The 13305-nt window shown below is 43.9% G+C and carries 12 protein-coding genes; 6 read left to right on the top strand and 6 right to left on the bottom strand.

From position 1 onward, the window contains the following. Positions 1-26 precede the first annotated feature (26 nt). Positions 27-761, top strand: a complete 735-nt coding sequence (locus tag AB4329_RS08710; protein WP_102320729.1) for an RNA methyltransferase — start codon at positions 27-29, stop codon at positions 759-761. A 96-nt stretch (positions 762-857) separates the two neighbouring features. On the opposite strand, the gene fdxA is transcribed toward AB4329_RS08710, so the two are convergent. Continuing rightward, complete coding sequence (gene fdxA, locus AB4329_RS08705; protein ID WP_017064356.1) at positions 858-1181, bottom strand: ferredoxin FdxA; 324 nt, start codon at positions 1179-1181, stop codon at positions 858-860. A 253-nt stretch (positions 1182-1434) separates the two neighbouring features. On the opposite strand from fdxA, the gene AB4329_RS08700 reads away from it, so the two are divergent. Further along, the gene (locus AB4329_RS08700) at positions 1435-3066 is read left to right on the top strand and encodes an NAD(P)/FAD-dependent oxidoreductase (protein WP_048606003.1); all 1632 of its coding nucleotides are present in this window, start codon (positions 1435-1437) and stop codon (positions 3064-3066) included. A 124-nt stretch (positions 3067-3190) separates the two neighbouring features. Here the strand turns inward: AB4329_RS08700 and AB4329_RS08695 are convergent, their stop codons facing one another. Then, the gene (locus AB4329_RS08695) at positions 3191-4651 is read right to left on the bottom strand and encodes a hypothetical protein (RefSeq protein WP_017064354.1); all 1461 of its coding nucleotides are present in this window, start codon (positions 4649-4651) and stop codon (positions 3191-3193) included. A gap of 197 nt (positions 4652-4848) precedes the next feature. After that, on the bottom strand, positions 4849-6504 hold the full coding sequence (locus AB4329_RS08690) for an ABC transporter substrate-binding protein (protein WP_372138032.1): 1656 nt from the start codon (positions 6502-6504) through the stop codon (positions 4849-4851). A gap of 400 nt (positions 6505-6904) precedes the next feature. Between AB4329_RS08690 and AB4329_RS08685 the strand changes: the two genes are divergently transcribed. From AB4329_RS08685 to AB4329_RS08675, 3 genes are all read left to right on the top strand, one after another. Next, positions 6905-8101: a DEAD/DEAH box helicase gene (locus AB4329_RS08685; protein ID WP_017064352.1), complete on the top strand. Its 1197-nt coding sequence runs from the start codon at positions 6905-6907 to the stop codon at positions 8099-8101. Positions 8102-8234: 133 nt separating this feature from the next. Next, positions 8235-8636, top strand: a complete 402-nt coding sequence (locus AB4329_RS08680; RefSeq protein ID WP_017059481.1) for a PPC domain-containing DNA-binding protein — start codon at positions 8235-8237, stop codon at positions 8634-8636. Between the two features lie 70 nt (positions 8637-8706). Further along, entirely contained in the window at positions 8707-9330 is a 624-nt protein-coding gene (locus tag AB4329_RS08675) for a PolC-type DNA polymerase III (RefSeq protein WP_017059480.1), read from the top strand. Positions 9331-9402: 72 nt separating this feature from the next. Here AB4329_RS08675 and AB4329_RS08670 read toward each other — a convergent pair whose 3' ends face one another. Next, the gene (locus tag AB4329_RS08670) at positions 9403-10239 is read right to left on the bottom strand and encodes a DUF6279 family lipoprotein (RefSeq protein WP_372138030.1); all 837 of its coding nucleotides are present in this window, start codon (positions 10237-10239) and stop codon (positions 9403-9405) included. Positions 10240-10542: 303 nt separating this feature from the next. Between AB4329_RS08670 and AB4329_RS08665 the strand changes: the two genes are divergently transcribed. After that, complete coding sequence (locus AB4329_RS08665) at positions 10543-10716, top strand: hypothetical protein (protein WP_017064349.1); 174 nt, start codon at positions 10543-10545, stop codon at positions 10714-10716. A 140-nt stretch (positions 10717-10856) separates the two neighbouring features. On the opposite strand, the gene dbpA is transcribed toward AB4329_RS08665, so the two are convergent. Both dbpA and AB4329_RS08655 read right to left on the bottom strand, forming a co-directional pair. Continuing rightward, on the bottom strand, positions 10857-12236 hold the full coding sequence (dbpA, locus tag AB4329_RS08660; protein ID WP_017064348.1) for an ATP-dependent RNA helicase DbpA: 1380 nt from the start codon (positions 12234-12236) through the stop codon (positions 10857-10859). A gap of 148 nt (positions 12237-12384) precedes the next feature. Next, the gene (locus AB4329_RS08655) at positions 12385-13293 is read right to left on the bottom strand and encodes an aldo/keto reductase family oxidoreductase (protein ID WP_017064347.1); all 909 of its coding nucleotides are present in this window, start codon (positions 13291-13293) and stop codon (positions 12385-12387) included. Between the last annotated feature and the right edge of the window lie 12 nt (positions 13294-13305).

Here is a 13305-nt window from a genome sequence, read left to right as displayed (position 1 = left end):
CGCGGGCTTATATCTAGGATAAAAACATGATTTCAAAAAACCAATTAAAACTCCTTCGTGCTTTGGGTCAAAAGAAACAACGTAAAGCCCACGGCCTGTTTCTAGTTCAAGGTGAAAAGAACGTTCTTGAGCTGTTCAATAGTGACTTAGTGGTGAAGAATGTCTTTGCTACCGCTGATTTCTTATCTGAAAATCATGCTTCACTGATTGAGTTTGATTGTGTTGAAGCCTCGCTGGATGATCTAACCAAAGCGAGCACTTTGGTCAGTAACAACGCAGCGATTGCGGTTGTTGAGATCCCAACGTTTGAACTACCAGAAGCAACAGGACTGATGATTGCGCTTGATGGCGTTTCAGACCCTGGCAACCTAGGTACGATTATTCGCGTAGCAGACTGGTACGGCATCAAGCATATCGTTGCGAGCAGCGATTGCGCAGACCCATACAACCCTAAAACGATCAGCGCGACTATGGGCAGCTTTGGCCGCGTACACGTAAGCCAAACAGACTTACCAGCTTACTTAGAGCAAGCGAACCTACCGGTTTACGGTGCTTTCTTAGAAGGCGAAAGTGTTCATAAGACTGAGTTTACTGCTAACGGCATTTTATTGATGGGCAGTGAGTCTCACGGCATCCGTGAACACGCGGCTAAATACGTGACTGATAAGATTACGATTCCAGCATTCGGTGGCGCAGAGTCTTTGAACGTTGCAATGGCGACAGGCATTATTCTCGACAACATGCGTCGTCAGCACTGCTAGACCTCTAAGCTAACTAGCCAATCGACAGTGTTCAGATATTAAAAAAGGCGTATTGATTAAATCAGTACGCCTTTTTATTTGAGTTCTTTTCAACAATTACTTTTCTAGCATTGCCAACTTATCACACACACCATTCCACTTTTCAGCGTCATCCATTGGTGCTTTTACTTCCGTTTGCACAGGCCAAATCTCAGCGAGCTCTGCGTTCACTTCGATGAAGATCTTTTGATCTTCTGGCAGTTCGTCTTCTTGGAAGATTGCTTGAGCATCACATTCAGGTACACACAAGCCACAATCAATACATTCGACTGGGTTGATTACCATGAAATTTGGGCCTTCATGGAACGCATCTGCGGGGCACACTGCCACACAGTCTGTGTATTTACATTGAATACAATTATCGCCTACGACAAATGCCATGATGCTCTGCTCTATAAGTTAGTCAAAATTGAAGAATGGGGATAATACTCATCCCAAAGCAAAATTCAACATCATACGGCTCTAATATCGTGTCTATTTGCTCCATGTTTCCAAATTAGTATGACAGATAAATCAATTTCTCGTAAAATGCGCGCCATTGTGAGCTTATCGCTTCTTTGAACATCAGCGTTTCCATCAAACTCTGTATTAAGAAACGATCTAGCTAAGACACCTATAAAAACGAGACATCGAAATGATACGTTTAACCGAAATTAAACTCCCACTAGACCATGAAGAGTCTGCTATTCAAGACGCTATTGAAGCGAAACTTGGTATTAACTCTGATCAGGTACTCTCTTTTAATATCTTTAAACGTGGCTACGATGCTCGTAAGAAATCAAAGATCTTACTTATCTACACGCTTGACGTTCTCGTTGAAAACGAAGCTGAGTTGTTAGAACAATTCATTAGCGACCCGCACGTAAAAGTGACTCCTGATATGGAGTACAAGTTTGTTGCTAAAGCGGTTGAGAACCAAACTGAGCGCCCTGTGGTTATCGGTTTTGGCCCATGTGGTCTATTCGCTGGCCTAGTGCTTGCTCAAATGGGTTTCAACCCAATCATCGTTGAGCGTGGTAAAGAAGTTCGTGAGCGTACGAAAGATACCTTTGGTTTCTGGCGTAAGCGTACGCTGAACACAGAATCAAACGTACAGTTTGGTGAAGGCGGCGCAGGTACTTTCTCTGACGGTAAGCTGTACAGCCAAGTTAAAGATCCAAAGCACTACGGCCGTAAAGTAATTGAAGAGTTCGTTGCTGCGGGTGCACCAGAAGAAATTCTATACGTAAGTAAGCCGCACATCGGTACCTTTAAACTGGTTACCATGATCGAAAAGATGCGCGCTTCTATCATTGAACTTGGTGGCGAAATCCGTTTCAGCACTCGTGTTGACGACGTTCATATGGAAGATGGTCAAATCACTGGCCTAACGCTTTCTAACGGTGAAGAGATCAAATCTCGTCACGTGGTATTGGCTGTTGGCCACAGTGCTCGTGACACGTTTGAAATGCTGTACGATCGTGGCGTTTACATGGAAGCGAAGCCTTTCTCTGTTGGTTTCCGTATCGAACACAAGCAATCGATGATCGATGAAGCTCGTTTCGGTAAGAACGCAGGCAACCCAATCCTAGGTGCTGCGGACTACAAACTCGTTCACCACTGTAAGAATGGCCGCACTGTATACAGCTTCTGTATGTGCCCAGGTGGTACTGTGGTTGCTGCAACGTCTGAAGAAGGCCGCGTAGTAACGAACGGCATGAGCCAATACTCTCGTGCAGAACGTAACGCAAACAGCGCGATCGTTGTAGGTATCGACCCAGAGCGTGATTACCCAGGTGACGCACTGGCTGGTATCCGTTTACAACGTGAACTAGAAAGCGGCGCTTATGTTCTTGGTGGTGAAAACTACGATGCACCAGCTCAAAAAATCGGTGACTTCTTGAAAGGTCGCGATCCAAGTGCAATCGGTGAAGTACAACCGTCATTCACGCCGGGTATCCACCTGACTGATATTTCAAAAGCGCTGCCTGATTTTGCTATCGAAGCGATTCGTGAAGCAATCCCAGCGTTCGAGAAGAAGATCAAAGGTTTCTCTACGCCAGACGGCCTACTTACCGGTGTTGAGACACGTACGTCTTCTCCTGTATGCATCAAACGTGGCAAAGACTTCCAAAGCATCAACCTTAAGGGCTTCTTCCCGGCTGGTGAAGGTGCAGGCTACGCAGGCGGTATCCTGTCTGCTGGTATCGACGGCATTAAGGCCGCAGAAGCGCTAGCACTATCAATGGTAGAGCAGAACCAAGCTGAGAAGATTGAGATCGCTTAAGCGCTTTCGATAAAGCAAAGCTAGATCGCGATCAACCAAAACTAAAAATCCAGTGCCTTGTCGACACTGGATTTTTTTATTGCATAAAGGTATCTAAAATTATTTAGTCACGACTTCGGCAGCGTTACTTACAAGTCTCTTTTGACCAATTCACACCATCATTTGAACACTCAAATAAACTTGTCCCATTCTGGTAATAATAACCTTTAGTCCAGTTCCCTTGAGAATATTTAGACGTTATCGTCTGAGTATAATCAAACGGTGTATTTTCAATGAACGCATACTTATGTCGGTTCCAGCTGTCAGAACCATATGAACTGTTGTCATTAAAATCTACCGATAGGTAGTTGAGTGCATCAAAGTCGCTGCGCGACACTCTATCCAATGAATCACCGAGATTAACCCACTCGGGATGTGGTGCGTTATTCTCAAAATTAAATTTCGCTTGTACTTGGGTAAACTGATCTTTGTAGTCACCGACAAGATCTGCCGACAAGGTTTGCATGAATCCAGCACCGACATTTTGACGTGAACAACTGTCCCAATCAGGTTGTTTAGACCAACCACGGTTCAACACACCAAAGGTCGCGAGTGAGTTAGGTAAAATCTGTTGCTTGATGGTCTCTTTCACCGAACATGAATATTCCGTTCCATCACTATCCAATGAGAACCAAGCTTCTTTGTCATATTCCAAACCATTTTTCTTTTGGCTATTACGCTCAATATGCTTATTTAACGCCAGTTCTGTCTGCAAGTCAGCTGAAACTTCATGTTCAATGACAATCAGCTTATCCGCAGTCATCACTGTTTTAACTTTATACCACTTATTAATTTCGTTCTTCTTGGAGTAATCCCAATGCTGCCAGTAATAGTCAACATAAGCTTGCTGGGCTGTCGGGTTCTCTTTTTGAATCTCTTTGGTCTCTTGATACGACTTTTTAATGGCAGGCATCATCTTCTGCGCTAAATCGTAGAGCTCAGTATTTTGATCTTTAACGAAATCACCATACAAGTCCTCTACTGCGATGTTGTATCGGTTCGCAATTCGGAAGTCATGCTCTTTCACATTTTGGATAATGCTATTTTGGGTGTTCACGGCTTGCTTCAAAGCAGAGCAACTGTTTAAACCACCTTTATACAAGTCGGCTTGGATCTGATTCCATAAAACAGTTGTCAGTGGCGTAGTCGACTTAATTTCTTGCTCAGAACTCACCGTCATGACTGGCGGAAAGATTAACTGATAAGGTTCAGTAATCGGTGTGTTTGGGCTGTCTGCATCAATAGCGCCTACTGGCACGTTCACTACGATTGGAGCGTAATCCATACAGTCTGAGTTAGAGCCCGTCAAAGATAGCTCATAGCTGCCCTCATCGTCCGTGACACTGCTAGGCTCACCTTCATCTAATACGCCATTATAATTGATATCTAGAAACGCGGTCGCCCCGGAAATATACCCGTCAATGGCGACACCTTGTAAGGTTCTCGTTTGAGGAGCAGGAGCACTTGTGTTGCTACCACCGCCTCCTCCGCCACAAGCCGTAAGGCCAACAGCTATAAGTGCGATAGAAATAAGCTTAAGTTTCATTCGATTAGATCCTAATGAAATACATTATAAATGGAATTGTCATTGGGGGGATGACCGGAAATGACTGTGATAGTCATAGCCAGCCATAATAGCGATTGGCATTAGAAAGAAACACGAAAGGGTGATAGCCGATTCGTGCATGTTTTCATTTTGAACAGAAACTAAAAGATAGGGAAATGGGGTTAAAAATGGACTAATTACTTCTCGTTCGAAGCTATCCAAAGCTTATAAAAATCACTATAACCGGTTTGGTTAATCTCTACCCCATGAACCTCAACACTATTAAAAACCTTCTCTTTGCCGTGAAATAACGGACAAAGTAACTTCTGTTGATAAAGCGAACCTTCAATCTCTTTCAAGTCGCTCATCGGGTCCTCGCCACTGACAGCAGCTCTAACTCTCTCGCAATGCGCCTTCATCTCCGAATTGTTGAAAATGAACCTAAGACCAGATGAAGCAAGTAGCCAATCGTAAAGACCATACTCTTTTGGCTGTTCGATAACTTCTTCAATAAATAACAAGTCTGCCGACTCACTCATGGAGCTAGGGTCACTGATATTGGTAAGCTCAACAACTTCAATAGCGACACCCGTTTTTACAATCGTTTGTTGCAGCCAGTCCGCCATATCTTGAAGTAAAGGAATCGTCATTCTAGGTCGTGTTAATACAACCGTGCCCGTCAAAATAGGAATGGGATTGCTGGATGTTAATTTACTCGGCGAGAAAGACAGATCATCCGTCACCATATCAGCATCAAACTCTTTACTGCTGGACTTGATAAACGATACCAACCTGTCGAGTTCTTCAGGGGTTATGCCCGAGTTTTCTCTACGATTAACCGCAAGATACGAAAGTGCATTGATTGTGGTTTCTTCTGCTACGCCAGATTGATTAAAACTCAGGGTGTGATCATTCAAACCTTCTATGTCGGTGAGCGTTATCTGTTCTAACAAGGCATTTTGAGCAAAGTAACCTCGGTGACGTTTAAGAACCAAGCACTCTTCGCTCCAATCGTCTAATGAGAAAGGTCCGGTTCCGATATAGGCACTGCGCCCGCTCGAAAAATAAGTACGCTTGCAGCGGTAAATAGACGAGTGTGGGCTAGTCAAAGCATAGAGAAACATTGGGTTTGCGTGTGTCAGCTCAATAGTCAGTTGTTTATCACCCACCACTTGAACATCACTGACCTGATCAAATAAAGACTGTACTGGCCCTTCGATATTTTTTAGCTGCAACAAACATTGAGCAACATCTTTGGCCGTTAAAGTTTCACCGTCATGGAATAACACATTCGGTCTCAACCAAAAATGCAGAAATCGCCCTTCCACCTTCCAATGGTGCGCGAGGCTCGCTTGGGGATTTCCCTCATGGTCTTGGACGAGTAACGTATTGTATAGACTTCTTAAGATGTGATGTTCTGCGGTTCGGTATGTTTTTGCTGGCTCAAGGTTATCGACCCACGGATATTGAGTGATCAGCAAATGGTCATGTTGTTGATTGAACAGACTATGTTTTTCAGTCGCTAGCGTCAGTGCCTTTATTGCAGCATCACCATAGCTTTCTAGAAGACGAGGAATAACGTTAAAGCACCCTTGTTCTAACTGAAGCGCTAACACTTGTTCTAATGCTTCGGGAAAGCTGACCAAAATTCTAAACTGGCTAAGCTTCCCTCTTCCTTTGGACGGAATCCAACAAATCCAGCGATATTCTGATAAGCATTTAAGAATGATCGAAGTGTTTCGACGAGAAGTCGATAGCGAGTGTTCTAGGTCATCGATCGTTAGGTGATACTCTTCACCTAGTTCATACTTTGCAATAAGCTGCTGAAGTCTACGTAAGTTAGCGTCGTTCAATGGATATCCGAATTAAGCGTCTAGAGGAACGAGAATAGCTGTAACCCAAATGGGAGGTCTATTTACTCATTCAAGTTGGAATATGCTGTATGAAACTGTTGATATAAATAATATCAAGATCCAACTTAATTTATAAACACCTCTTTTAGCAAACAAAATAATCACTGATCGTGCATATTCAGTGGCAAAAATAAGTGGGAGATTAATCCTCCACCGGATTTGCTATTTGCTCTACATTCCTGCCTTATCGTTGTGCTATTGAGCCAGTATTATCCAACTAAAGTGTCTATGTTACTAGCGGTACACAAGCAACATGGTAGAATGCCGCCATTAATCTTATCCTTGTATAAGATTGTTAAACCTTTCCATCGCTATTTAGCCAAATCATACCGAGAAACTTATGCCATTTTCCAAGCTTGGATTAAGCTCACCTATTGTTAAAGCCGTTGCAAAACAAGGCTATGAAAAGCCAACCTCTATTCAAGAAAAAGCAATTCCGATTGTTCTTTCTGGTAAGAACCTTATTGCTGCAGCACAAACAGGTACAGGTAAAACTGCGAGCTTTGTTCTCCCTATCTTAGAAATGCTAAGCAAAGGTGAAACGCAGCGTAAAAAACGTATCCGCGCAGTTATCCTGACACCAACGCGTGAGCTGGCAGTTCAGGTTGAACAGAACATCACTAAGTACGCGAAGTTCCTAAACCTAACATCACTAGCGATGTACGGTGGCGTGTCTTACCAACACCAGAAAGATCGTCTTATTGAAGGCGTGGATATTCTTGTGGCAACACCAGGTCGTTTGATCGACATGTACGGACAACGTGCCGTTCACTTTGATGAAGTGGAAGTACTGGTTCTAGATGAAGCTGACCGCATGCTAGACATGGGTTTCATTGAAGACATCAACAAGATCATCGCGCGTCTACCACAAGACATCCAAAACCTGCTGTTCTCGGCAACGCTTTCAACGCCAGTGCGTGCACTAGCGAAAAGTGCAATCAGTGAAGCGGAAGAGATTTCGATTGCCAAGACTGATGCGTCTAAAGCGAACATTGAGCAATGGTTGGTAACGGTAGATAAAGACCGTAAGTCAGCACTATTGAGCCACATGATTACCGAAGGTAACTGGGACCAAGCGCTTATCTTTATCGAAACCAAGCACGGCGCGGCTAAGTTGGTTGCTCAACTTGAGAAACGTGGTATTCAAGCGGAAGCTTTCCACAGTGGACGTAGCCAAGCGATTCGTGAAAAAATCTTGGCTGACTTTAAGAAAGGTCGCCTAAAATACTTAGTCGCGACGGGTGTTGCTGCTCGTGGTATCGATATCGACAACCTAAGCCGCGTAGTGAACTACGACATGCCATTCCCAGCAGATGATTATGTTCACCGTATTGGTCGTACAGGCCGTGCTGATGCATCTGGCGAAGCGATCTCTTTCCTATCAAAAGATAACTTCAAAAACCTGTGCATTATTGAAAAGCGTCTTGGTCACTTGATTGAACGTCGCGTTGTTGAAGGTTTCGAACCACGCAAAGAAGTACCCATTTCAGTATTGAACTTCGTTCCTAAGAAGAAAAGAGAACAGCAACAAGACTAAGTAATTTCAGCGACAGAAAATGCAAAGTTGCATTAACCAAAAGAAAAGTCGCGTTAGCCAAAATGAAAATAAAACGAAGCCCTATGTGGCTTCGTTTTGTTCTTTGAAATACATATAACGTTGAGGCAATAAGATGATCACTCCTATCGCAACGAGATTAACCCGCGGCCAAGACCTAAAGCTAGAGATCCAGAGGCTAGTGACAGCGCACAACATCTCGGCAGGCTCTATCGCTTCTTGTGTCGGATGTGTTTCTCAACTCAATATTCGCTTAGCTAATGCCAACAACACCAAGCTAGTTCAAGCTCCGTTCGAAATAGTCTCGGTGATGGCAACGCTAACCCCAAACCACCAGCATATTCATATCTCCGTTGCTGATGAGAATGGCAATGTAATTGGTGGGCATTTGCTTGAAGGGACGATTATCGCGACCACGGCTGAATTGATTGTTCACCGCTACGATACCTTGACCTTCAACAGAGAGCATGACGATTCGACGGGTTACACTGAACTTACTATCAGCAATAGCAAATAACTGATTTACCCATAGCAACACCAAACGCCCCATACAAAGCGATACTACCAAACAGCAATTAGGAAACACGATGGCTCCAAACTCCGCAGATTCCGTTATCGTTCTCGATTTCGAGACCACAGGCTTATCACCAAATATGGGCGACCGAGCGATTGAGATCGGTGCGGTTAAACTCGTTAACGGCGAAGTCGTCGACACCTTCCAGCAGCTCATGAACCCGGGATTTCGTGTGAGTGGATTCATTGAAGGTTATACCGGAATCAGTAACCGTATGTTAAGCACAGCGGCCAGTTGTAGTGAAGTGATGGATGAGTTTGCAGACTTCATTCAAGACAGCCAACTTGTCGCTCACAATGCCTCATTTGATAAGCGCTTTCTTGATGCGGAATTAGATAATATTGGTCGCGATTACAATGGACAGTTCGCTTGCTCAATGTTGATAGCTCGTCGTCTAATCCAAGACGCACCAACTCATAAGCTAGGCGACCTTGTGCGTTTCAAAAATATCGACAACGACGGTACTTTCCACAGAGCGTTAGCCGATTCAGAAATGACAGCAAGGTTGTGGTTATTAATGATCGATGAGCTGCAGAGTGACCACGGTATTCAACAGCCGAGCTTCCAATTGATGCAGAAAATATCGAAGACAGCCAAAGGTTCGATTCCAAAACTACTGATGAGCAACAGGGGTTAGGTTCCGAAATTCACCTTAAAGTGGGATGAAAGGCTAGCTCGACAATAACCGCTAGCCTTTAAAAGGGACGCTCTACTCTTGCAATGACTCCAACGTTCCTTTGAGGCTTTCTAACTCATTCATAAAATACGCCCACTGCTTGTTACTGCTGGTCGCGGCCATATCTACTAAAAACTTGGCTGATGTTTCCATATTTTGGTTAAGCTGCGGCTCAAGTTCAGCAGGATAATAAGCTTCATTGTTTAAAAGCAACTTCATAATAATTGGCTGAACAATATGCAGATCGCTCTTCTTTGCCATCAGCGTCGTTAGCTCTTCATAGATGTTGTTTTGATATTGTCGCCAACTGCTATTGGTATTTACCCACTCTTTAGACCAAGCCAAAATAATCTGTTTTTGTTCTTTCGATACTGAACCCAACCACCGTTCTGCACGCTCTTCTATTCTGCTTCGGTATCGCTCTCTCGAATCGTCATCGTTCAACGACAACCTTTCTTCATAATAGTCTTGCTGCTTTTCACGAAAGTTCTTTAAAAACTCCCTGTCTTGCTTAGGGCTAAGCTGCATACTCAAGGCGTAAATATCTGGAGCGAACTTATTGACGATTGAGCGAATATGCTCTTTCGTTTGTTCACTTTGGCCAACAATAAAAGCGGGATTCATATCCGACCGTTCTACGTTTTGAATCGCTTCTAATTGCGAAATATACAGAGGTAGCTGAGTTTCTTTATGCCATTTCTGTAATATATCTAATCGCTCTTCAAGCTCTGATTCTTGGCTATTTGAGAGGGAAACAAAATCTTCTATATAGCTAACGACAAACCAACCTATATTGTTATAGGCGAACTTGGTCCCGCACCCAGTAAATAGAAAACAGATCACTAAAACTAACCACCGGCACTTTCTCATTCTACCCTCTCACGACATTCAACAAAGCCACAAACCGATTAACTCATCCCTTTAAGGTTAGCCCAGTTTTTATAACGCTAATTCTAGCTCTTATAAAAGTAGTCTTAATAAACAGTGGTCGTAAAAACTTTGAGATAAATTGAGACCCAAACTTGCTAATCTAGCTATTTAGGCAAATGATTAAACTAAAAATAATTAATGGCAGTGATGTAACTTGATTTTATTACTCATTTGACGTGATACGAGCCCTATAAATGAGTTGGGTTGACGTATTTAAAATGATTGATATTTGGGAGGGAAGCTATGGCCGCTATTCCTGATCATCCAAGCGATTTAGAATATGAGCTTTGTTATTTTGACGATGGTTCAATAACCACAATCACGATATTGGTTCACAATCGACAAGAAGCGATGACTTGGTATCTTAGCGAAGGAAAGCATATCAACGATCTTTATTCGATAAGACCCGATGAATAATGCTTTGGTATAGAGGACTAGGTCGATAAACCTAAGATAAGAAACTTGAGTGGCATTTTGTGGAACACCCTTTACTGCAATGCCATTAATTAGCAATGTCGTTAATTAGACATATCGCAGCAAAGGGATTCAGTCTCGAATTACTTCAGGATTCGGGCGCGGAATTGACGACCCTTCATTTTACCTGATTCGATTTTGTTCAGTGCTTTTTTAGCCACAGATCTTTCTACCGCTACGTAAGCACGCATTGCAAACAGATTGATCTTACCTACTGATTTACCATCAATGCCGCCTTGGCCCGTCAGTGCGCCAAGAATATCACCAGCACGAAGCTTAGCTTTCTTACCGCCATCAATTTGGATGGTAACCATGTTTGAGTAGTACGGCTTAGCAATTGGTTTTGCTGGCAGTTCAGATGGCTCGATTGGCATGTCCATGTACTCATCAATTTGAGCAACACGGTACATCTCTTTTTCGCTAAAGAAGCTGATCGCTACGCCTTTGCTTCCTGCACGGCCAGTACGACCAATACGGTGTACGTGAACTTCAGGGTCGCGAGACAATTCAAAGTTGAACACAGCATCTAGGTTATCAACATCAAGACCGCGAGCCGCAACGTCTGTCGCCACTAGAATCGAGATGGTTTTGTTTGAGAACTGAACCAAAGCTTGGTCACGTTCACGCTGTTCCATGTCACCATGAAGTTCGATAACACTGAAACCGCGGTGGCTTAGCTCATCGTTTACGTTCTGCACTTCTTTCTTAGTGTTACAGAACACAACCGCAGACTCCGGTTGGTGATGCAACAACAGCAGCTCTAGAGCGTCATCACGAGCTTCAGAACCTTCTAACTTGTAGAAGTGTTGTTGGATGCTTGAGTGATCGTGTGTTGATTCAACCTTCACCATTTCTGGATTGCGCATAATGCGGTCTGCAACAGATTTGATCTGTTTAGGGAAAGTCGCACTGAATAGCAGAGTTTGGCGTTCTTTTGGCGCCGCTTCAATCACAGCATCCAAAGCGTCTTGGAAACCCATCTCTAGCATGCGATCCGCTTCATCTAACACAAGTGTGTTCAGCTCAGACAGGTCAATGCGGCCTTTCTCTAGGTGATCAAGAATACGACCAGGTGTGCCTACAAGAATGTGTGCGCCATGCTCTAGTGAACCAATCTGTGGGCCCATTGGCATACCGCCACATAGTGTCAGCACTTTAATGTTGTGAATACCACGAGCAAGAGTACGAATCTCTTTTGCTACTTGGTCTGCAAGCTCACGAGTCGGACATAACACTAAAGACTGAACACGGAAACGCTTAACGCGTAGGTTCTGCAGCACGCCTAAACCGAAAGCAGCTGTTTTACCTGAACCCGTTTTACCCTGACCGATAACGTCCTTGCCATTTAGGATAGTAGGAAGACTTAACGCTTGGATAGGCGTCATTTCAGTATAACCAAGAGAATCTAACGTGTTTAGAAGCTCTGGTTTAAGGGCGATTGAAGAGAATTTTGAAGTGCTCAATGGAAATATCCAACTGGTGAAAAACAGAGTGCATTATGAGTGTTTTTGAAAATTATTCCACCTTAATCACAGTTTTGGAGAAACATGTTAGGCGAACACAAAAAAGCCAGCTTACTTAGCTGGCTTTGACTTCTATACGAATTGCTTTCTATGGCACACCGTGACCTTTAGATGCCACCCATACGCGATACCACTGTTCGCGCGTCAGCTCGATTTTCAGTGCATCAACGGCCGTCTTCACACGCTCAATCTTACCAGAACCAATAATTGCAATTGGACTAGATGGTAAACGACGAACCCAAGCGTAAATCACTTGATCAATGCTGTCTGCACCGACTTCTTGACGAATCGCCTCTAGCTCATCACGAACGCGAACCGCTTGCGCTGAATCACCACTGAAGATGCTACCACCACCGAGACAAGACCACGCCATCGGGCGAATGCGGTTCATCTGCAGTTGATCTAGCGTGCCATCATGAGCCACTTCGAAGTTCAATGGGTTGATTTCAACTTGGTTGGTCACTAACGGCTTACCGAGTCGAGATTGAAGCAGTTCGAACTGACGCGGTGAAAAGTTAGAAACACCGAAGTGCTTAACTTTACCTACTTTGTGTAGCTCTGCGAACGCTTCTGCTACTTCATCGGCATCCATTAACACGTCAGGGCGGTGAATCAACAATACATCGATATCGTTAACACCTAAGTGCTCTAATGAGTTATTTACTGATTGGTAAATATGCTGCGCGCTGGTGTCATAGTGATTGATCTTACGATCTGGAGTGTGGTCACCACATAGGTTGATATCGCACTTGGTGACGATTTGAATATCATCACGAAGGCTTGGTTCAAGCGCTAACGCCTCACCAAACAACTTTTCACATTGGTAGTTACCGTAAATATCCGCGTGATCAACAGTTGTGATGCCAAGATCAATATGTTGCTTCAGGAAAGTCAGGCGTTGTTGCGGGGTCATGCCCCACTCTGCTGTACGCCAGTATCCTTGCACCAGCTCAGAAAGTTCTGGGCCTTGTGGCGCTATCGTTACTCTTGCAACCATGGGTTGTCTCCT

It is taken from the genome of Vibrio sp. 10N.261.54.A5 (assembly GCF_041471145.1).
In the GTDB taxonomy this organism is placed as follows: Bacteria; Pseudomonadota; Gammaproteobacteria; order Enterobacterales; family Vibrionaceae; genus Vibrio; species Vibrio crassostreae_C.
Note: the sequence above shows the minus strand (reverse complement) of the source record. Positions and strands in the feature narration are given on the sequence as shown.

Coding starts and splice junctions, on each gene's coding strand:
- AB4329_RS08710 (WP_102320729.1), top strand. CDS start 27: ATGATTTCAAAAAACCAATTAAAACTCCTTCGTGCTTTGGGTCAAAAG.
- fdxA (WP_017064356.1), bottom strand. CDS start 1,181: ATGGCATTTGTCGTAGGCGATAATTGTATTCAATGTAAATACACAGAC.
- AB4329_RS08700 (WP_048606003.1), top strand. CDS start 1,435: ATGATACGTTTAACCGAAATTAAACTCCCACTAGACCATGAAGAGTCT.
- AB4329_RS08695 (WP_017064354.1), bottom strand. CDS start 4,651: ATGAAACTTAAGCTTATTTCTATCGCACTTATAGCTGTTGGCCTTACG.
- AB4329_RS08685 (WP_017064352.1), top strand. CDS start 6,905: ATGCCATTTTCCAAGCTTGGATTAAGCTCACCTATTGTTAAAGCCGTT.
- AB4329_RS08680 (WP_017059481.1), top strand. CDS start 8,235: ATGATCACTCCTATCGCAACGAGATTAACCCGCGGCCAAGACCTAAAG.
- AB4329_RS08675 (WP_017059480.1), top strand. CDS start 8,707: ATGGCTCCAAACTCCGCAGATTCCGTTATCGTTCTCGATTTCGAGACC.
- AB4329_RS08670 (WP_372138030.1), bottom strand. CDS start 10,239: ATGAGAAAGTGCCGGTGGTTAGTTTTAGTGATCTGTTTTCTATTTACT.
- AB4329_RS08665 (WP_017064349.1), top strand. CDS start 10,543: ATGGCCGCTATTCCTGATCATCCAAGCGATTTAGAATATGAGCTTTGT.
- AB4329_RS08655 (WP_017064347.1), bottom strand. CDS start 13,293: ATGGTTGCAAGAGTAACGATAGCGCCACAAGGCCCAGAACTTTCTGAG.